The following is a 19,340-nucleotide window of genomic DNA, read 5'->3' on the forward strand; positions in this document are numbered from 1 at the left end:
TTACTGTACGGGCCACAAAGCCCAAGCCGCTGGATCGGATTTCTTATTTGAAGCGTCCCCTGCTCCCGCTCCTGATCAGCCTGGCCTTGAGCTCCACCGCAAGCGCGACGATCAGCGAAAGCCATGGTTATGCGCAGTTCGGCACGCTCAAGTACCCGGCCAGATTTACCCACTTCGACTGGGTCAACCCGCAAGCGCCCAAGGGCGGTACGTTGCGGGTAATGGCGTTTGGCACGTTTGATACGCTCAACCCTTACACTTTCAAAGGCACCAGCCCGGTTGCCACGCCGAACTTCCTTCAATACGGCATCAACGAGTTGAACGAACCGCTGATGGTCGGCACCGGCCAGTACGCACCGTCCGGCGACGAGCCCACCTCAAGCTATGGCCTGATCGCGCAATCGGTCGAGTACAGTGAAGACCGCAGCTGGGTGGTGTTCAACCTGCGTCCGCAAGCACGCTTCCACGATGGCACGCCCATCACCGCCTACGACGTAGCGTTCTCCTACCGCTTGCTGCTCAAGGAAGGTCACCCGCAATACCGCACCAATCTTCAGGAAGTATTGCGGGTCGACATCCTCAATCCTCAGCGCATTCGCTTCGTATTCAAGCGCGCCGGCAATCCATTGCTGATCCTGCGCCTTGGCGAGTTGCCCGTGCTGCCGCAGCATTACTGGAAAAACCGCGACTTCAAGGCCACGACCTTCGAACCACCGCTGGGCAGCGGGCCGTATCGCGTCACCTCGGTGACGCCGGGGCGACAAATCGTTTTCGAACGGGTCAAGGACTATTGGGGCAAGGACCTGCCGGTCAACCGCGGTAAGTACAATGTCGACCGTATGGAAGTCGAATTCTATCGCGACAGCGACGTGGCGTTCGAAGCGTTCAAGGCCGGCGAGTTCGACATCTATATCGAACACCAGGCCAAGAACTGGGCCACTGGGTACAACTTTCCGGCAATCCGTCGTGGCGAAGTGATCAAGGCACAGATTGCGCACCAGATCCCCACCCAGACCCAAGGCTTGTTCATGAACAGCCGGCGCCCGACGTTTGCTGAACCCCGGGTTCGGGAAGCGCTGGGGCTGATGTTCGACTTCGAATGGACCAACCGCACGCTGTTCAGCGACGCTTACAAACGCGCCACGAGCTACTACCCCAACAGCGAGTTTTCCGCCACCGGCCTGCCGGTCGGCCATGAATGGCTACTGCTCAAGCCGTACCGCGAGCAACTGCCCGCCCGATTGCTCAGCGAACCGTTCAGCCTGCCGCAGACCCAGGGTCGCGGCATTCCCCGGGAAACCATGCGCAAGGCCCTGAGCCTGCTCGCCGAAGCCGGCTGGAAGCTCAATGGTCAGCGCTTGCAGAACGCCGCCGGGCAGCCGCTGCGCCTGGAGATCCTGCTGGTCAACCCGAACCTGGAACGCATTCTCCAGCCTTACGTCGAGAATCTCGCCAGCATCGGCATTGATGCGCGCTTGCGCACGGTGGATCGCGCCCAATACAAACAGCGCCTCGACCAGTTCGACTTCGACATGATTCTGATGACCCTCAACCAGACCCTCAGCCCCGGCCTGGAACAGTGGCAGTACTTCCATTCCAGCCAGGTCGCGGTCAAGGGCAGCAAGAACTACGCCGGTATCGCCAACCCGGTGATCGATCATCTGCTCGAGCAATTGCTCGCGGCCAAGACCCGCGACGAACAAGTCGCCGCCGGCAAAGCCCTCGACCGGGTGCTGCTGTGGCAGCACTACATCATTCCCAACTGGTACCTCAATTATCACCGCCTGGCGTACCGCAACCGGTTCGCCTTCGTCACCACGCCGCCCTACACCCTGGGTTTGAGCGCGTGGTGGCTGAAATCTTCGGAGAAAGATCGATGAAAGCCATCAGCGCCCTGCTCTTGCAGGCCAGCGCCCTGTTGTTCGCTGGGCTGGCCAGCGCCGCCCCGCAACATGCCCTGACCCTGTACAACGAACCGCCGAAATACCCGGCCGATTTCAAACATTTCGACTACGTCAATCCGGATGCTCCCAAGGGTGGCAAATTCCGCCAGGCCGGGTTCGGCGGCTTTGACAGCCTCAACCCGTTCATCAGCAAAGGCGTGTCGGCCAACGACATCGACCTGATCTACGACACCCTGGCCAAGCAGAGCCTTGACGAGCCCTTCACCGAGTACGGCCTGATCGCGGCCAGGATCGAGAAGGCTCCGGACAACGACTGGGTGCGCTTCTATCTGCGGCCCGAAGCGCGCTTCCACGACGGCCATCCGGTGCGTGCCGAAGACGTCGTGTTCAGCTTCCAGACGCTGATCAAGGATGGCGCGCCGATGTACCGCGGCTACTACAACGACGTCGCCGATGTGGTTGCCGAAGACCCGCTGACCGTGCTGTTCAAATTCAAACACAGCAACAATCGCGAACTGCCATTGATCCTCGGCCAGTTGCCGGTGCTGCCCAAGCATTGGTGGGCCACCCGCGACTTCAACAAAGGCAACCTCGAAGTGCCGCTGGGCAGCGGTCCGTACAAAGTCAGCGAGGTGAAGGCCGGACGTTCGGTGCGCTATGAGCGGGTCAAGGATTATTGGGGCAAGGACCTGCCGGTGAATCGCGGCTTCTACAATTTCGATGTCATGACCACCGACTATTACCGTGACAACACCGTGGCGCTCGAAGCGCTCAAGGCCGGGCAGTTCGATTACTGGCTGGAAATGACCGCGAAGAACTGGGCCAACGCCTACAACATTGCGGCTGTCACCGAGGGTCGCTTGATCAAGGAACAGATCCCCAACGGCAACCCCACCGGCATGCAAGGCTTCGTCTTCAACTTGCGCCGACCGGTGTTCCAGGACGTGCGTGTGCGCCAGGCCCTGACGCTGTTGCTGGACTTCGAATGGACCAACAAGCAACTGTTCAACGGCGCCTACGCGCGTACTCGCAGTTATTTCGAGAACTCGGAAATGGCCGCCACCGGCCTGCCGGACGCCGATCAACTGGCGATCCTCGATCCGTTTCGCGGCAAGATTCCCGAGCAGGTGTTCAGTGAAGCGTTCCAGAACCCTGTCACCGACGGCAGCGGCATGATCCGCACCCAGCAACGCAAGGCCTATCAACTGCTGCAAGAAGCCGGCTGGCGCATCGTCGATGACAAAATGGTCGACGCCAGCGGCAAACCGGTGAACATTGAATTCCTGTTGGCACAGACCGAGTTCGAACGGGTTTTGCTGCCGTTCAAACGCAACCTCAGCGACCTGGGCATCGAGCTGGTGATTCGCCGGGTCGACGTCTCACAGTACGTCAACCGCGTGCGCTCGCGGGATTTTGACATGGTCGTCGGCAGCTTCCCGCAGTCCAACTCGCCGGGCAACGAGCAGCGTGAGTTCTGGATGACCGCGGCTGCCGACAAACCTGGCAGCCGCAACTCCATGGGCCTGAAAGATCCAGTGGTGGATCAGTTGGTGGAGCAATTGATCAACGCTGATTCGCGCAAAAGCCTGGTGGCCCACGCCCGGGCACTGGACCGAGTGCTGCAATGGGGCTATTACGTCATTCCCAACTGGCACATCAAAACCTGGCGCGTGGCGTACTGGAATCACATTGGTCACCCGAAGGTCTCGCCCAAATACGACATCGGCATCAATACCTGGTGGATCAAGCCCGATGCCAAACCGGCCATAGAAATCGAAACCAAATTGCAAGCCGACCCTGCAGGCATGGAGTAATCAGATGCTGGCGTATATTTTTCGGCGACTGCTGCTGATCATTCCGACCCTGTTCGGCATTTTGCTGATCAACTTCGTGATCATCCAGGCCGCCCCCGGCGGGCCGGTGGAACAGATGATCGCCAAGCTCGAAGGCTTCGAAGGCGCCACCAGCCGCATTGCCGGCGGCGGTGCCGAGGTGTCGGTGGCCGGGTCCGCCTATCGCGGTGCCCAGGGCTTGGACCCGGCGCTGATCAAGGAAATCGAGCACATGTACGGCTTCGACAAATCGGCGCCGGAACGCTTGTGGATCATGGTCAAGAACTACGCATCACTGGATTTCGGCGACAGCTTTTTCCGCGATGCCAAGGTCATCGACCTGATCAAGGAAAAGCTGCCAGTGTCGATCTCGCTGGGACTGTGGAGCACGCTGATCATGTACCTGGTGTCGATCCCCCTGGGGATCGCCAAAGCCACGCGACATGGCAGCCACTTCGATGTCTGGACCAGTTCGCTGATCATTGTCGGCTATGCGATTCCGGCGTTCCTGTTCGCCATCCTGCTGATCGTGGTGTTTGCTGGCGGCAGTTATCTGGATTGGTTCCCTTTGCGTGGGCTGACCTCGAACAACTTCGATGAACTGAGCACGGGCGGCAAGATTCTTGACTACTTCTGGCACTTGGCGCTTCCCGTGACAGCGCTGGTGATCGGCAACTTCGCGACCATGACCCTGCTGACCAAAAACAGCTTTCTCGACGAAATCAACAAGCAGTATGTGGTCACCGCCAAAGCCAAGGGCCTGACCCGACACCGCGTGCTCTACGGCCACGTATTCCGCAACGCCATGCTGTTGGTGATCGCCGGATTCCCGTCGGCATTCATCGGGATTTTCTTCACTGGCTCGCTGCTGGTCGAAGTGATCTTCTCCCTCGACGGCCTCGGCCTGATGAGTTTCGAAGCAGCGATCAACCGCGATTACCCGGTGGTGTTCGGCACGCTGTTCATCTTCACCCTGCTGGGGCTGGTGGTGAAACTGATCGGTGACCTCACCTATACCTTTGTCGATCCGCGCATCGACTTCGAAAGCCGGGAGCATTGAGATGAACCTGTCCCCTCTCAACCGCCGCCGATTCGAACTGTTCAAGGCCAACAAGCGCGGATGGTGGTCGCTGTGGCTGTTCCTGATCCTGTTCGGCGCCAGCCTGGGCGCCGAGCTGATCGCCAACGACAAGCCGCTGGTGGTGCATTACGACAACGGTTGGTACTTCCCGGCGCTCAAGCGGTACCCGGAGACCACCTTCGGCGGCGAATTCCCGCTGGAAGCCAACTACAAGAGCCCGTATATCCGCGAGCTGCTCAAGGCCAAGGACGCCTGGGTGTTATGGGCGCCGATCCCGTTCAGCTACCAAAGCATCAACTACGACCTGAAAGTCCCGGCACCGGCACCACCCTCGGCGGACAACCTGCTGGGCACCGACGACCAGGGCCGCGATGTACTGGCACGAGTGATCTACGGGTTCCGCGTCTCGGTGCTGTTCGCCCTGACACTGACACTGCTAAGTTCGATCATCGGCGTGGTCGCCGGGGCGTTGCAGGGGTTTTACGGCGGCTGGGTCGATCTGGCCGGACAGCGGTTCCTGGAGATCTGGTCCGGGTTGCCGGTGCTGTATCTGCTGATCATCCTCGCCAGTTTCGTCCAGCCCAACTTCTGGTGGCTGCTGGGGATCATGCTGCTGTTTTCCTGGATGAGCCTGGTGGACGTGGTGCGCGCCGAGTTCCTGCGTGGGCGTAACCTGGAATACGTGCGTGCGGCGCGGGCGCTGGGCATGCAGAATGGCGCGATCATGTTTCGCCATATCCTGCCCAATGCCATGGTTTCGACCATGACCTTCATGCCGTTCATCCTGACCGGCGCCATCGGTACGCTGACCGCCCTGGATTTCCTCGGGTTCGGCTTGCCGGCCGGCAGTCCGTCGCTGGGCGAGCTGGTGGCCCAGGGGAAATCCAACCTGCAGGCGCCGTGGCTGGGCATGAGCGCGTTTGCGGTGCTGGCGTTGATGTTGAGTTTGCTGGTGTTTATCGGCGAGTCCGCTCGCGATGCCTTCGACCCGAGGAAGTGAAATGAATCAGGACAATCTGATCGAAGTGCGCGACCTCGCCGTCGAATTCGTTGTCGGTGACAACAGTCAGCGTGTGGTTGAAGGCGTCAGTTTCGACATCAAGCGTGGCGAAACCCTGGCTTTGGTCGGTGAAAGCGGCTCCGGCAAGTCAGTGACTGCGCACTCGATCCTGCGCCTGCTGCCCTACCCGCTCGCCCGGCATCCGTCCGGCACCATCGAGTATGCCGGCCAGAACTTGCTGGACCTGAAGGAAAAAACCATTCGCCACATCCGCGGCAACCGGATCGCAATGATCTTCCAGGAGCCGATGACCTCGCTCAACCCGCTGCACTCGATCGAGAAGCAGATCAACGAGGTGCTGGGCATCCACAAGGGCCTGACCGGCAAGATCGCGACCCGGCGTACCCTGGAGTTGCTGGAGATGGTTGGCATTCCCGAGCCGCACAAGCGCCTCAAAGCCCTGCCCCATGAGTTGTCCGGTGGCCAACGCCAGCGAGTGATGATCGCCATGGCGCTGGCCAACGAGCCGGAGCTACTGATCGCCGACGAACCGACTACCGCGCTGGACGTGACCGTTCAGCTGAAAATCCTCGAGTTGCTCAAGGAATTGCAGGCCCGTCTGGGCATGGCGTTGTTACTGATCAGTCACGATTTGAACCTTGTGCGAAGAATTGCGCATCGCGTATGTGTCATGCAGCGCGGTTGCATCGTCGAACAGGCATCGTGCGAAGAGTTGTTCCGCGCGCCGCAGCATCCGTACACTCGGATTTTGCTGGCAGCGGAGCCTAGCGGGACGCCGGCAACCAATGAAATAGGCCCGCCGATGCTCACGATCGAGGACTTGAAGGTCTGGTTCCCGATCAAGAAAGGCCTGCTCAAGCGCACGGTGGATTACGTAAAAGCGGTGGACGGGATCAATTTCAGCCTGCCCCAGGGCCAGACCCTGGGGATTGTGGGGGAAAGCGGGTCCGGCAAGTCGACGTTGGGGCTGGCGATTTTGCGGTTGATCGGCAGTACAGGCGCGATCCGTTTTGAAGGCAAACAGCTAGACTGCCTGACGCAGCAACAAGTCAGGCCGCTGCGTCGAGAGATGCAGGTGGTGTTCCAGGACCCGTTTGGCAGCCTGAGCCCACGGATGTGCGTGAGCCAGATCGTTGGCGAAGGCTTGCGGATCCACAAGATCGGCACCGAAGCCGAACAGGAACAAGCGATTATTGCGGCACTCAAGGAGGTAGGCCTGGATCCGGAAACCCGGAACCGCTACCCCCACGAATTTTCCGGTGGGCAACGGCAGAGAATCGCCATTGCCCGGGCATTGGTGCTAAAACCGGCGTTGATTTTGCTGGACGAGCCGACTTCGGCCCTCGACCGCACCGTACAGCGCCAAGTGGTGGAGCTTTTGCGCTCACTGCAAAGCAAGTACAACCTGACGTATCTGTTTATCAGCCATGACCTGGCTGTCGTCAAAGCGCTGAGCCACCAACTGATGGTGGTCAAGCATGGCCAAGTGGTCGAACAGGGAGACGCGCAAAGTATCTTTGCCGCCCCCCAACATCCGTATACACAGCAGTTGCTGGAAGCCGCTTTTCTGGCACCAGCCACTGCGCAATAAACCTGAAAAGAGGAGCAACACATGGGTTTTCTCGCCGGTAAGCGCGTACTGATCGTCGGTGTCGCCAGCAAGCTGTCCATCGCATCCGGCATCGCTGCCGCCATGCATCGCGAGGGCGCTGAGCTTGCCTTCACTTATCAGAACGACAAACTCAAGGGTCGTGTCGAAGAGTTCGCACAAGGCTGGGGTTCGAGCCCGGAGCTGTGCTTCCCGTGCGACGTGGCCAGCGATGCCGAAATCGCCAAGGTCTTCGAAGAGCTGAGCAAGAAGTGGGACGGCCTGGACTGCATCGTGCACTCCGTCGGCTTCGCCCCGGGCGACCAACTGGACGGCGACTTCACCGAAGCCACCACCCGTGAAGGTTTCCGCATCGCTCACGACATCAGCGCCTACAGCTTCGTGGCCCTGGCCAAGGCCGGTCGCGAAATGATGAAAGGCCGCAACGGCAGCCTGTTGACCCTGTCGTACCTGGGTGCCGAGCGCACCATGCCGAACTACAACGTGATGGGCATGGCCAAGGCTTCCCTGGAAGCCGGTGTGCGTTACCTGGCCGGTTCCCTGGGCCCGGACGGCACCCGCGTCAACTGCGTATCGGCTGGCCCGATCCGCACCCTCGCCGCTTCCGGCATCAAGAACTTCCGCAAGATGCTGGCTGCCAACGAAGCGCAAACCCCGCTGCGTCGCAACGTCACCATCGAAGAAGTCGGCAACGCCGGCGCCTTCCTGTGCTCCGACCTGGCGTCGGGCATCAGCGGTGAAATCATGTACGTCGACGGCGGCTTCAACACCACCGCGATGGGCAACATCGAAGAGTGATCTTCGCTTAGCGCCAAAAAAACCCGCCTGTTTCGGCGGGTTTTTTATTGGCTGTGATGTTCAGGAAACAACGCAACCCCCTGTAGGAGCGAGCCTGCTCGCGATGGACGTCAACGATAACGCGCCTTGCCTGAAGAGCTCGTCACAACAACTATCGTCTTTAAATCGATATACACATGGCTAAACTCAACTCAACTTCCCATGACCGAGACTAGCCCGATGCAACTATCCCCCTTTCACTTGGCCATTCCCGTTTACGACTTGGCCGCCGCGCGGCACTTTTATGGTGCGGTATTTGGCCTGAAAGAAGGTCGCTCAAGCGATCATTGGGTCGATTTCAACTTTTTCGGCCACCAACTGGTGATACACCTGGCACCGAAAAATGCCTCACAAGAAGCCGCACATACCAATGCCGTTGACGGGCATGACGTACCGGTGCCGCATTTCGGTGTGGTGCTGGGGATGGCGGAATGGGAGGCGCTGGCTGAGCGTTTGCAGTCCCTGGGTACGCGATTCGTGATTGAGCCGGGGATTCGCTTTCAAGGGTTGGTGGGTGAGCAGGCGACGATGTTTTTGTTCGATCCATGCGGGAATGCGCTGGAATTCAAGGCGTTCAAGGATATCGGGCAGTTATTTGCCAAATAAGCGCTGACTGTAAAGGTCTCATCGCGAGCAGGCTCGCTCCCACAGGGGATTTGTGAACACCGCTGATCAAACTGTGGGAGCGAGCCTGCTCGCGATGAGGCCAGCCAATTCAGTACAAAACTAGCGGCCCAACACTGCTTGCGCCTCAGCCAAAAGCTCTTCCACCGAGCCATGCACGGTGGGGTCGAATTCGATCTGCCCGATGCTGAACCTGATGTCATAGCCACGATGCACCGTGGCGTTACGCTCATCGAGCATTTCCTCAAGCCGCGCCTTGATCGCCGCGAGATCCACGCTGCCGGAACCGGTCAACAACGCGACAAAGGTTGCGCCTTCCAGTCGGCCGATCACATCGCTTTCCCTGAAGCCGATGCGCAGCACATCGGCAAAGGTTTTCAGGGCATCGTCGCCCTCGGCATGCCCGAACAGGTAGTTGATACGCTTGAAATCATCGAGGTTGAAGAACAGCAGCGTCGCTGGCCGTTCCAGTTGAGCGCAGGCATCCAGCCCCATTTGGGCCAAGGCCAGAAAGCCATGGCGATTAGACAACAGCGTCAGCTCATCCATGCTAGCCATCTGCACGCCCGTCAGTTCCTGTTCAGCCTTGCGGGCCAGGTCGCGCAACATTTCGCGCTCCTGTGCGGGCGTGCGCAGAGGGTCTGCGCAGACGCTTTTCTTGTGTGGCTTGCCTGAAATCAGCATCACATACTCCATTGGCGGGTATGTTCTTTAGAGCCCTGGATATCGGGTTTGACTCCCTGTTTACCAGCCGTTGGTCAGCTACCCGTCACCGGGCACGGTCCACCGGCCTCCGTCCAGAGCTTGAATTGCGCGACGAAAACATCGTGCGCTACCGGCACCGGGGCGCGATTGCCGCCAGGATTCCAGCCCCATAGCACCAACTTGTCTTCGCTGACATGTTTGAGCAGCGCGGCGAAATCACGGTCGCCATTGCTCCCGCGGTCTTTGATCATGGCGCACAGCTTGTCAGGTGGCAGGCCGATCCAGGCCATCTTGTGCGCCGCTGGCGGCAGACTCCAGTGCGGCGCTCCCGGTGGTGCGTTGGGACCGTAACTCGCCGGGGGATTGGCTTCGGCATGGCAGCTGGCGCAAGGCAACCCGGCCGCCCCCTTGCCGTCCAGGCCTCGCACCACATTCATCGCGTGGGGTGTTCCGGCATCGAATTGCAACGGCGCATCGCCGGGAATGTGGCAGTTCTGGCAACGTGGGCTCTGGAAGACTTGTTGCACGGTGTCGAAGGCCTTCAATGCCGCCTTGTCCTCGGCAAATAGCTCCGTCGCATAAACAAAAAGACCCAGCAACAACACCGAGCCGAGCAACCAATGGTGTCGTTTCATCTCACACCCCCGACAATTGCAGCGGCAATTCCCGCAGGCGTTGCCCGGTCAAGGCAAAAACCGCATTGGCCACTGCCGGTGCGGTAGGCGGTACGCCGACTTCGCCGATCCCTCCAGGCTTGTCGCTGCTGGGCACGATGTGCACTTCCACTATCGGCATCTCGTTGAGCCGCAGCACTTGATAATCATGGAAATTGGACTGCACCACCTGACCCTTGTTGAACGTCAGATGACTGTGCAGGGTGAAACCCAGGCCAAAGGCAATGCCTGACTCCATCTGCGCGGCGATACTTTGCGGGTTGACCGCGATCCCGCAATCCACTGCGCATACCACGCGATGCACGCGGATTGCCAGGTTGTCCTGGGACACCTCGGCGACCTGCGCCACGTAACTGCCGAAGGATTCATGCACCGCCACGCCCAGGGCATGACCGTCCGGCAGTGGCGCTTTCCAGTTGGCCTTTTCTACGGCCAGGTTCAAGACACCCAGATGACGCGGGTGCTCCTTGAGCAGTGTCCGTCGATATTCCACCGGGTCCTTGCCCGCCGCATCGGCCAATTCATCGATCAATGATTCCATGACGAAAGCCGTATGCGTGTGCCCCACCGAACGCAACCACAACACGCTGATGCCGGTTTGCGGCGAATGAAGATCCACCTGATGATCGGCCATTCCCGCGAGGTAAGGACTGTCCGCCACGCCTTCGACCGAGGTTTTGTCGATGCCATCCTTGACCATGCTCGCTTCGAGCGAAGTGCCGGCCATGATCGACTGCCCGACCAATACGTGCTTCCACGCCACCGGCAGCCCATCCGCACCCAGGCCAACCTGCGCCTGGTGCAGGAACGCCGAGCGGTAATAACCGCCACGGATATCGTCCTCCCGCGCCCACACGGTTTTGACCGGTCCACCGGCCGCTTTCGCCACGTGCACCGCTTCGGCGACAAAATCCGAGGTCGGGTTGGCCCGTCGGCCGAAACCGCCTCCAAGGAATTCGGTGTGGATTTCGACTTGCTCGGGTTTAAGACCGGTGATTTTCCCGGCGATCATCTGGTCCAGAGTCTGGAATTGCGTGCCCGTCCAGATCTCGCATTTATCCTGGGTGATCTTTACGGTGCAGTTGAGCGGTTCCATCGGCGCGTGGGCCAGGTAAGGCACGCTGTACTCGACCTCAAGCTTCTTTGCAGCCTTGGCCAACGCAGCCTGGGCATCCCCTGCCTTGCTGGCGGGCAAGCCTGGGGTGGCGGCGAGTTTGCGAAAGTTTTCCAGCAGCTTCTGACTGTCGAGCCCGGCATTCGGCCCCAGGTCCCAATCGACGTGCAGGGCATCACGACCGAGCTTCGCCGCCCAGTAATGATCAGCAATCACCGCCACGCCCGTCGGCACCTGCACCACTTTGTGCACGCCTGGTATCGCCAACGCCTCGGCACCTTCGAAGGATTTGACTTTGCCACCGAACACCGGCGATCGGGCGACCATGGCAGTCAGCAAACCGTCGAACTGCACGTCCATGCCGAACTTCGCCCGACCGGTGATTTTTTCCGGGGTGTCCAGGCGTTTGGTGGGTTTGCCAATCAGCTTCCAGTCCTTGGCTTCCTTGAGCTTGATCGACGCCGGGTCCGGCACAGGCAACTTGCCAGCATCATCCGCCAACTCGCCGTACGTGGCGCGCTGGTCGCCGGCAATGACCACGCCGGATTCGGTACGAATCTGCGAAGGCGGCACATTGAAACGCTTGGCCGCGGCATCGATCAGCATCAACCGCGCCGCCGCGCCGGCCTGACGATACCGATCGAATTCCATCCAGGTCGAGGTGGAACCGCCGGTGATCTGCATCCCGCCGAACCCGGCCATGCCGTAATCGGCAGCCGAGGCTGGCGAATGCTCGACCTTGATTTTCGACCAGTCGGCATCCAGCTCTTCGGCGATCAACATGGTCAGGCCGGTCCAGATGCCCTGACCCATTTCCGAATGGCCGAGCAGTACAGTAACGCTGTTGTCATTGCCGATCCGCAGGAATGCATTGGGCGCGAACACATTGCCCTGATTCTCCGCCGCCCCGGCAAAACGGTGGGCGCCGGGGATGACGAACGCCACCACCAGCCCCCCACCCAGCACGGCAGTGCCCTTGAGGAAACCGCGACGCGACAGCGGATTGAAACTGTCCATGGTCACCTCACCCCAACTCGGCAGCGCGTTTGACTGCGGCGCGGATCCGCGGGTAAGTGCCGCAGCGGCAGATATTGCCCGACAGCGCCTGATCAATGTCGCTATCGGTCGGCTTCGGGATCTTCGCCAACAACGCCGCGGCCGACATGATCTGCCCTGACTGGCAGTAACCGCACTGCACCACATCGAGTTCGGCCCAGGCTTGTTGCACCGGGTGCGAACCGTCGAGGGAGAGCCCTTCGATCGTGAGGATTTTTTGCCCGTGAGCCACTGCGGTGGCCGGCGTGATGCAGGAACGCAGCGGCGTGCCGTCGACGTGCACGGTGCAGGCACCGCACTGGGCCATGCCGCAGCCGAACTTGGTTCCGGTCAGGTGGGCAACATCACGCAAGACCCAGAGCAGCGGCATATCCGCGGGGACATCCAGTTCCTGGTCCTTGCCATTGATATTCAGGGTCAGCATTTGCGAAGGTCCTCAGACTCACGGTGTTCTGAAGGGGCGTCGCTGCGGTGATCTGATCCCTGTGCGCCGCCTCGGGTTATCCCTACAGCTAAGCGCAAAATGACTTGATGGCCGGGGTGTATCGACCACCGGTCACTAATGGTGGGTTTTGTGGTGCCTGTCAGGCCGCCATCGCTGGCAAGCCAGCTCCCACAGTGATCCCGGTCATACACGGGACTGAGGCGCTAGAGGTCCCTGTGGGAGCGGGCTTGCCCGCGATGGACGTTAACGATGACGCGCACTGTCTGAATGATCGCGTTGGCCGGACGTTTTTCGCGAGCACGCGGTGGGTCAACCTACTCAATTTTCGCAAGCTCTAAACCCTTGGCCCGACCAAAACCCCGGTATAGCGCAATAAAAACACCGCAAACGCCAAACACCACAACAACGCCGAAAGCCCGACTCCCAACCCGGAAAACGGCACCAGCACTACCCGCGACAAACCCGCTAGCAGAATCAGCACAAACCCCATCACCACAACCCTGGAAGGCTGCAACGCGCGCCCGGTATGCCCCAGACTGACCCGGGCAATCATTGCCAAAATCAACCCACCCGCACCACCGACCGCCAGCGAATGAGTGGCCAGACTCTGTTGCGCCATCAACCCGAGGTGCCACAGCACCATGGCAAAAACCGCTACCACCAACCAGACGTAAGACAGATACAACGACCACAACAGCGGTACCCGCCACAGGCCTCGATCATGCCAGCGCCACAGACGAAACGAATGCAATAACCCCATCAGCGCAAACACCGCCGCCAGCCACAGCCTGGGCACGTCCTGCAAACCCACCAGGAATGTCAGCGTGACCAGCAAACCACTCACCAACAAGACCCGGGTCGGCCATGGATTGGCTGCCGGTAAAGCCGGCCGATTCAATCCACGCTGAATGAAGAACGGGATGACTCGACCGCCAATCACACTCATCAACGAACCGATCAGCCACAACGCCGCCAGCACTCCACGCCGCTGCAGATCGAGCTCTTCGATCCAGAGGCCCCAAAGCGTCATGGCCTGACACCCGGCCAGCAACGTCACCATCAACAAAACCGGATAATTGTCGCGCTTGCCGGCAGCCACCAGATCACGGCCCAGCACCCAGGCCAACAGGGGCAAAAACGGAAGCTGCGACAACAGCAACACAGCAGGCGACACCGGCAGGACCCAGGCAAGACGCGCCAGCAGCCACACCAGCATCAGTGCGATCAATGGCCACCCGTTGAGCCCCGGCCGACCTGTCCAGTTCGGTACGGCTGTCAGCAAGAAGCCGGCGATGATCGCCACGGCGAACCCGAACGGCATTTCATGCCGATGCCAGGCAAGCATGCCGCCCACCGGTTGCGCGCCAGGCAATCGACCGTACAACCACAAGGCCCAGATCGCCACCGCCAACGCAGCGAACGCCGCGCCCGCCAGAAAGAATGGACGAAACCCGAGACTGAAAATCGGCGCAGCCGCCAGTTTGCGCATCAAACCATCACCTTCGAGAAAGGCCTGTACAACTGGTGCTGGGACAGCAGGCGCATGACATAGCCGATTTTCAGCAGCGTCGGCCCAACGATGGTCATCGCGTGCAGCGACACCAGCGCCAGGATCGACAGATGGCCTTCATAGAGGTAAGCGCCGTAGATGCCTGCCATTAGCATCGCCAGGCCAGTCACGAGCACGCGACTGGAAAGCTGCAGAACATTCTGAGGATTGCTGAAGAAATGGAACATTTTCCGTACTCCTGTAGCAGTTCAGTTGTACTGGAGAGGTATCAAGTCCCGTGCCAGAAATTCAGCCGTTAATAATCAATCAGTTAACAAATCCGAGTCAAAACGACTCAGCCCTATAATAGTCTTTACGACTCATTGAATAGTCATATTGACTTCAATCCAACAACATCTGCTTGCACACTTGTCGATCTACGGCACCACCCTAGAGGCCGCGGCTGGCTACGCTGAAAGTCCAGCATGCAAAAACCTGCCAAGGAGACCCGCCATGCTCCACGTACAAAAACTCACGCCGTGCCTGTGGTTCGACGGCCAGGCTGAAGAGGCTGCGAAGTTCTATTGCGCGATCTTCGATCACTCAAAAATCACCGCCATCACGCACTACGGCAAGGCCGGACAAGAAATCCATGGTCACCCCGAAGGCTCCGTGCTGACGGTCAGCTTCGAACTCGACGGACAGACGTTCACCGGACTCAACGGTGGCCCTGAGTTCAAGTTCAACGAGGCGATCTCTTTTCAAGTCAACTGCCAGACCCAGGAAGAGGTCGACCATTTCTGGGGGCGGCTGTCTGCGGGTGGACCGGTCGAGGCCCAGCAATGCGGTTGGCTCAAAGACAAGTACGGTGTGTCGTGGCAGATCGTGCCCGTGGCGATGATGGAGATGCTCAAAGACCCGGACACGAACAAATCCCAACGCGCCATGGCCGCGATGATGCAGATGAAAAAGCTCGATATCGCCACGCTGAAACGAGCCTTTGACGGTGAGAGCTAATACACTCCGAGGCGAACCTGCCAAGGATTGACCATGAAGCTCTCAAAGCCCAAGGATACCGACAAGGCCCCGCGCTTCTGGCGTGATGACGCCCTGCCCTTCATCGAAGCACGCGCCATCGCCGACGGACGCGAGGTTTGCTACACCCGGCATTCCCACGAGCACTTTTCCATCGGTGCGATCACTGCCGGGCGCAGCACCTATGTCCACGAGCACTCGCAGCTCGAGGTCAACGCCGGTACCGTGGTGTTGATGAACCCAGGCGATGTGCATGCCTGCAATCCGATCGATGACGAGCCCTGGTCGTACTTGATGCTGTATGTCGAGACTGCATGGCTGACCGACTTGCAGCATCAGTTGGGGTTCAGCGATGACCTGGCGTTTCGCCGCTTTGCGATCACCCATACCGCTGACGCCGATCTGTTTGCGGGTCTGCTGGGCTTTTATGAGGTGCTGGTCGATCAGCAACAGGACGTGCTGCGCAAGCACAGTGCTGCGGTGGAGTTTTTCAGCGATGTGCAACAGCGACTCAATCCCGTCGATCAGCCATTGCGCGAACCGAATTTCAAACTGGAACGCGCCGCCGAATTCATCCGCGAACATTGCACGCAAATGCTCAAGCTCGAAGACATTTGCGCAGCGGCGCAGCTGTCACCGTCCTACCTGATCCGCGCGTTCAGGCAGCACTATGGCATGACGCCCCATGCTTTCCTGGTCAACCGGCGCATCCAGTTCGCCCGCGATCAGTTGCGTAACGGCAAGCTGATCGCCGAGGTAGCGCTGGAAGCCGGTTTTGCCGATCAGGCGCATTTTCAGCGGGCGTTCAAGCAGCATCTGGCAGCGACGCCAGGTCAGTATCGCGGTTGATCAAGGGAGTAGCAGGTACACCGCACTCACCGCCAGCAGCAACGCCATGCTCCGGTTGAACCAGCGCATGTTTGCCGGATTGTTCAGATAGCCGCGCAAGAATGTCCCGGCATAAGCCCAGCAGCCGACCGACAAATAGCAGATCACCAGATAGATTGCCGCGAATTGCCACACCAACCGCGCCTCGCCATCGGCAACGAACGCGCCCATGCCCGCCACGCAGGCCAGCCAGGCCTTCGGGTTGAGCCATTGCATGACCGCGCCGTAGAGCATCGACGGCGCGCGACCTGAATCATTCGCCTCCAGCTGCCCATCGTCGGCCGCCAGTTTGAAAGCCATGTACAACAGGAATGCCACGCCGGCCCACTGCACCACTTGGGTCATGGCGGGCCAAAGCTGCAGCAACTGGTGCAAGCCCAACCCCATCAACACCAACAGCAATACGAATCCCAGGGTCGCCCCGGCCACGTGCCGTTGGCTGGCCTTGAAACCGAAGCGCGCCCCGGAACTCAAGGCCACGATATTCACCGGCCCCGGGGTGATCGAAGCGGCCAACGCAAATGCCGCCATGGACATGATCAAACTCATCGCACACCTACTTTCAGTCAAATGAACCAGGCGCCACGGTAAAGCGCCCGGTGGTGCGCGTATTGAACAAAACTACCCTCAGATCAACCGTCAGGCGAAGTAGCCAACCACCCTCTTCACTTTGATCAATGCCTGACGCAGGGAATCCATGTCTACCGAACCCAGCGCCAGGCGAATGGCGTGAGGTACATGCGGGGTGATTGCGAAGGGCTCGGCAGGCGACACCGACACTTGTTCGCGCATCAGCGCCATGGCGATCCGGTCGGCCCGGGCGTCTTCGGACAACGGCAGCCAGACGAAATACGAAGACGGATGGCTGACCATGCTCAGGCCCGCCAGCACCTCGCGGGCAATGGCCTGCCGGGCCTGCGCATCCGCACGTTTTTGTGCTTCCAGTTGGTACACCGTGCCGTCATCCAGCCAGGCCGTGGCGATAGCCGTCACCACCCCCGGCGTGTTCCAGGTCGTCGCCATCACGGTGCGTTCAAATCCCGCGATCCAGTGAGTGGGGGCTGCGATAAAACCGACGCGCAATCCGGTGGCAATGTTCTTCGATAAACCGCTAACGTACGCGGTTCTTTCCGGCGCCATTTCAGCCAGCGGTGGTGGCGGGTTCTCGGCGAGAAATGCGTAGGCCGCGTCCTCGATGATCATCAGGTCATGCTGACGCGCAATCGCTACAAGTCGCTCACGCTGCTCGGCGTCCATCACCCAACCCAGCGGATTGTGCAAGGTTGGCATCGAGTACACCGCCCGCACCGGACGACTGCGGCACAGTTTGTCCAGGGCTGACAGATCCGGTCCCTTGTCCGTGACAGGAATGGGCAAAACCTCCAGGTGCAGTGTTTCGGCCAAGGTCTTGAACCCGGGATAGGTCAACGCATCAGCGGCAATCACGTCGCCGGGTTTGAGCAACGTCATCATCACCACGGCCAATCCATGCTGGGCACCACTGACGATCAGTACCTGTTCGGCCGGTACGTTCACTCCGCGCTCACCCAGGTGGCGTGCAACCGAGGCCCGCTCGTGCAAGCGCCCGGCGTGGGGCTGATAACGCAACAACGACTCCAGGTCCCCGGACAATGCCAGTTGACGCAATGCCTGGCGCAACAGGTCGGCCTGGCCCGGCAGCGATGGATAGTTGAAGTTCAGGTCGATCATCCCCGCCGCTACCACGGATTGCGAAATGCCCTGGCCAGGCGGCAGCGATGTCTCCCGGACAAAGGTCCCGCGCCCGGTTTCACCACTGACCAGCCCCATGCCTTCAAGCTCGGCATACACCCGGCTGGCGGTGACCAGCGCCAGGCCATGCTCGGTGGCGAGTTGGCGGTGGGTCGGCAGCCGTGTACCCGGCGGCAAACGCCCCGCGCGAATGTCGGCGGCAAAGCTGTCAACCAGGCTTTTATAGCGGGATTTCGGCATGAGGCGATGTATCCATGACAATTTTTTGATTGTATCGATTGCCAACCCTACCATGACTTTCGTGCAATCAAACAATGAGTGAGAGCGAACATGGAAAGGACTTCGAACCTGCATAACCGCACGCTGGACAGCAATGCCAGCGGCTGGATCAATGGCCTGATCGGCGTGGTGATTTTCAGCGGCTCACTGCCGGCAACGCGGGTGGCGGTGCTGGAATTCGATCCGGTGTTCCTCACCGTGGCCCGCGCCACCCTCGCCGCACTTCTGGCGCTGTGCCTGCTGCTGTTGTTCAAGGAACAACGCCCCGCGCGCCATCAGCTGGTGCCGCTGATCATCGTGGCTCTGGGCGTCGTGGTGGGTTTTCCGCTGTTGACCGCGCTGGCACTGCAATACGTGACATCGGCACATTCCATTGTGTTTGTCGGCCTGCTGCCTCTCGCCACCGCGGTGTTCGGCGTGTTGCGCGGTGGCGAACGGCCACGGCCAGTGTTCTGGTTGTTCTCGGTGCTCGGCAGTCTGCTGGTGGTTGGTTTTGCCGCGTCACAAGGCCTGAGCGCTTCACCTCAAGGCGACATCCTGATGTTGTTGGCGATCCTCGCCTGTGGCCTTGGGTATGCCGAAGGCGCCAAGCTGTCCCGCACGCTGGGTGGTTGGCAGGTGATTTCCTGGGCGCTGGTGCTCGCACTGCCGGTCATGGCGGCACTGGCCTGGTGGCGGATGCCGGCGTCGTTCAACGGCATCAGCACACCGGCCTGGTTCAGCCTGGCTTACGTGTCGCTGTTCAGCATGCTGATTGGCTTCGTTTTCTGGTATCGCGGCCTCGCCCAGGGCGGGATTGCCGCTGTCGGTCAACTGCAACTGCTGCAGCCGTTCTTTGGCCTGGCGCTGGCGGCAACCCTGCTGCATGAACACGTCAGCATCGGCATGCTTGGGGTAACGGTCGCGGTGATCCTGTGTGTCGCCGGGGCCAAGAAATTCGCCCGATGATGTTCGGCCAATTTGCCGGTGACTGTACGGGTCCGAGGTTGCGGCAGCTGTGATAAAAATACCGCTCT

General features: G+C 60.0%; 18 protein-coding genes. 10 read left to right on the forward strand and 8 right to left on the reverse strand.

All coding sequences use genetic code 11. The features are described 5' to 3' along the window. Nucleotides 1-47: 47 nt before the first annotated feature. The 7 genes from D8U18_RS02625 to D8U18_RS02655 all read left to right on the forward strand — a co-directional run bounded on the left by D8U18_RS02625 (nt 48) and on the right by D8U18_RS02655 (nt 8,890). Entirely contained in the window at nt 48-1,880 is a 1,833-nt protein-coding gene (locus tag D8U18_RS02625; protein ID WP_131106941.1) for an extracellular solute-binding protein, read from the forward strand. Continuing rightward, entirely contained in the window at nt 1,877-3,718 is a 1,842-nt protein-coding gene (locus D8U18_RS02630) for an extracellular solute-binding protein (protein WP_130905682.1), read from the forward strand. Before D8U18_RS02625 ends, D8U18_RS02630 begins: the two co-directional genes overlap by 4 nt. A 4-nt stretch (nt 3,719-3,722) precedes the next feature. After that, nucleotides 3,723-4,796, forward strand: a complete 1,074-nt coding sequence (locus D8U18_RS02635; protein ID WP_056855562.1) for a microcin C ABC transporter permease YejB — start codon at nt 3,723-3,725, stop codon at nt 4,794-4,796. A gap of 1 nt (nt 4,797) precedes the next feature. Beyond that, a complete protein-coding gene (locus D8U18_RS02640; protein ID WP_056855563.1) occupies nt 4,798-5,817 on the forward strand; it encodes an ABC transporter permease in 1,020 nt (339 codons plus the stop codon). A gap of 1 nt (nt 5,818) precedes the next feature. Continuing rightward, nucleotides 5,819-7,429, forward strand: a complete 1,611-nt coding sequence (locus D8U18_RS02645) for an ABC transporter ATP-binding protein (RefSeq protein WP_131106942.1) — start codon at nt 5,819-5,821, stop codon at nt 7,427-7,429. A 21-nt stretch (nt 7,430-7,450) separates the two neighbouring features. Then, on the forward strand, nt 7,451-8,245 hold the full coding sequence (fabI, locus tag D8U18_RS02650) for an enoyl-ACP reductase FabI (protein WP_007937760.1): 795 nt from the start codon (nt 7,451-7,453) through the stop codon (nt 8,243-8,245). A 219-nt stretch (nt 8,246-8,464) separates the two neighbouring features. Continuing rightward, nucleotides 8,465-8,890: a VOC family protein gene (locus tag D8U18_RS02655; protein WP_131107011.1), complete on the forward strand. Its 426-nt coding sequence runs from the start codon at nt 8,465-8,467 to the stop codon at nt 8,888-8,890. Nucleotides 8,891-9,010: 120 nt separating this feature from the next. Here the strand turns inward: D8U18_RS02655 and D8U18_RS02660 are convergent, their stop codons facing one another. From D8U18_RS02660 to D8U18_RS02690, 6 genes are all read right to left on the reverse strand, one after another. Further along, nucleotides 9,011-9,592 (reverse strand): GGDEF domain-containing protein, encoded by a 582-nt coding sequence (locus D8U18_RS02660; RefSeq protein WP_131106943.1) that lies wholly within the window; start codon nt 9,590-9,592, stop codon nt 9,011-9,013. A 74-nt stretch (nt 9,593-9,666) separates the two neighbouring features. Next, nucleotides 9,667-10,248, reverse strand: coding sequence for a hypothetical protein (locus D8U18_RS02665; RefSeq protein WP_130906774.1), 582 nt, complete (start codon nt 10,246-10,248; stop codon nt 9,667-9,669). 1 nt (nt 10,249) lies between these two features. Continuing rightward, nucleotides 10,250-12,418, reverse strand: coding sequence for a xanthine dehydrogenase family protein molybdopterin-binding subunit (locus D8U18_RS02670; RefSeq protein ID WP_131106944.1), 2,169 nt, complete (start codon nt 12,416-12,418; stop codon nt 10,250-10,252). A gap of 7 nt (nt 12,419-12,425) precedes the next feature. Beyond that, nucleotides 12,426-12,881 (reverse strand): (2Fe-2S)-binding protein, encoded by a 456-nt coding sequence (locus D8U18_RS02675; protein ID WP_056855569.1) that lies wholly within the window; start codon nt 12,879-12,881, stop codon nt 12,426-12,428. A 355-nt stretch (nt 12,882-13,236) separates the two neighbouring features. Next, nucleotides 13,237-14,391, reverse strand: a complete 1,155-nt coding sequence (locus tag D8U18_RS02685) for an NnrS family protein (protein WP_131106946.1) — start codon at nt 14,389-14,391, stop codon at nt 13,237-13,239. Further along, complete coding sequence (locus D8U18_RS02690; RefSeq protein ID WP_056855571.1) at nt 14,391-14,639, reverse strand: hypothetical protein; 249 nt, start codon at nt 14,637-14,639, stop codon at nt 14,391-14,393. Before D8U18_RS02690 ends, D8U18_RS02685 begins: the two co-directional genes overlap by 1 nt. Before the next feature lie 265 nt (nt 14,640-14,904). Here D8U18_RS02690 and D8U18_RS02695 point away from each other — a divergent pair, with 265 nt between their 5' ends. Both D8U18_RS02695 and D8U18_RS02700 read left to right on the forward strand, forming a co-directional pair. Next, nucleotides 14,905-15,408, forward strand: coding sequence for a VOC family protein (locus D8U18_RS02695; RefSeq protein WP_056855572.1), 504 nt, complete (start codon nt 14,905-14,907; stop codon nt 15,406-15,408). A 33-nt stretch (nt 15,409-15,441) separates the two neighbouring features. Further along, nucleotides 15,442-16,275, forward strand: coding sequence for an AraC family transcriptional regulator (locus D8U18_RS02700; protein ID WP_056855573.1), 834 nt, complete (start codon nt 15,442-15,444; stop codon nt 16,273-16,275). Here the strand turns inward: D8U18_RS02700 and D8U18_RS02705 are convergent, their stop codons facing one another. Then, a complete protein-coding gene (locus D8U18_RS02705) occupies nt 16,276-16,863 on the reverse strand; it encodes a LysE family translocator (protein ID WP_130930776.1) in 588 nt (195 codons plus the stop codon). A 90-nt stretch (nt 16,864-16,953) separates the two neighbouring features. Continuing rightward, complete coding sequence (locus D8U18_RS02710; RefSeq protein ID WP_131106947.1) at nt 16,954-18,285, reverse strand: PLP-dependent aminotransferase family protein; 1,332 nt, start codon at nt 18,283-18,285, stop codon at nt 16,954-16,956. A 90-nt stretch (nt 18,286-18,375) separates the two neighbouring features. On the opposite strand from D8U18_RS02710, the gene D8U18_RS02715 reads away from it, so the two are divergent. Further along, nucleotides 18,376-19,272: a DMT family transporter gene (locus tag D8U18_RS02715; protein ID WP_131106948.1), complete on the forward strand. Its 897-nt coding sequence runs from the start codon at nt 18,376-18,378 to the stop codon at nt 19,270-19,272. Nucleotides 19,273-19,340 lie beyond the last annotated feature (68 nt).

The sequence above is a fragment of the Pseudomonas sp. Sample_10 genome (assembly GCF_004321495.1).
Classification (GTDB): Bacteria; Pseudomonadota; Gammaproteobacteria; order Pseudomonadales; family Pseudomonadaceae; genus Aquipseudomonas.

Bases quoted from the DNA above. Each gene is read 5' to 3' on its own strand.
- D8U18_RS02715 (WP_131106948.1), top strand. From the start codon at position 18,376: ATGGAAAGGACTTCGAACCTGCATAACCGCACGCTGGACAGCAATGCC.
- D8U18_RS02700 (WP_056855573.1), top strand. From the start codon at position 15,442: ATGAAGCTCTCAAAGCCCAAGGATACCGACAAGGCCCCGCGCTTCTGG.
- D8U18_RS02685 (WP_131106946.1), bottom strand. From the start codon at position 14,391: ATGCGCAAACTGGCGGCTGCGCCGATTTTCAGTCTCGGGTTTCGTCCA.
- D8U18_RS02660 (WP_131106943.1), bottom strand. From the start codon at position 9,592: ATGCTGATTTCAGGCAAGCCACACAAGAAAAGCGTCTGCGCAGACCCT.
- D8U18_RS02645 (WP_131106942.1), top strand. From the start codon at position 5,819: ATGAATCAGGACAATCTGATCGAAGTGCGCGACCTCGCCGTCGAATTC.
- D8U18_RS02710 (WP_131106947.1), bottom strand. From the start codon at position 18,285: ATGCCGAAATCCCGCTATAAAAGCCTGGTTGACAGCTTTGCCGCCGAC.
- D8U18_RS02690 (WP_056855571.1), bottom strand. From the start codon at position 14,639: ATGTTCCATTTCTTCAGCAATCCTCAGAATGTTCTGCAGCTTTCCAGT.
- D8U18_RS02640 (WP_056855563.1), top strand. From the start codon at position 4,798: ATGAACCTGTCCCCTCTCAACCGCCGCCGATTCGAACTGTTCAAGGCC.
- D8U18_RS02655 (WP_131107011.1), top strand. From the start codon at position 8,465: ATGCAACTATCCCCCTTTCACTTGGCCATTCCCGTTTACGACTTGGCC.
- fabI (WP_007937760.1), top strand. From the start codon at position 7,451: ATGGGTTTTCTCGCCGGTAAGCGCGTACTGATCGTCGGTGTCGCCAGC.
- D8U18_RS02630 (WP_130905682.1), top strand. From the start codon at position 1,877: ATGAAAGCCATCAGCGCCCTGCTCTTGCAGGCCAGCGCCCTGTTGTTC.
- D8U18_RS02670 (WP_131106944.1), bottom strand. From the start codon at position 12,418: ATGGACAGTTTCAATCCGCTGTCGCGTCGCGGTTTCCTCAAGGGCACT.
- D8U18_RS02675 (WP_056855569.1), bottom strand. From the start codon at position 12,881: ATGCTGACCCTGAATATCAATGGCAAGGACCAGGAACTGGATGTCCCC.
- D8U18_RS02665 (WP_130906774.1), bottom strand. From the start codon at position 10,248: ATGAAACGACACCATTGGTTGCTCGGCTCGGTGTTGTTGCTGGGTCTT.
- D8U18_RS02695 (WP_056855572.1), top strand. From the start codon at position 14,905: ATGCTCCACGTACAAAAACTCACGCCGTGCCTGTGGTTCGACGGCCAG.
- D8U18_RS02635 (WP_056855562.1), top strand. From the start codon at position 3,723: ATGCTGGCGTATATTTTTCGGCGACTGCTGCTGATCATTCCGACCCTG.
- D8U18_RS02705 (WP_130930776.1), bottom strand. From the start codon at position 16,863: ATGAGTTTGATCATGTCCATGGCGGCATTTGCGTTGGCCGCTTCGATC.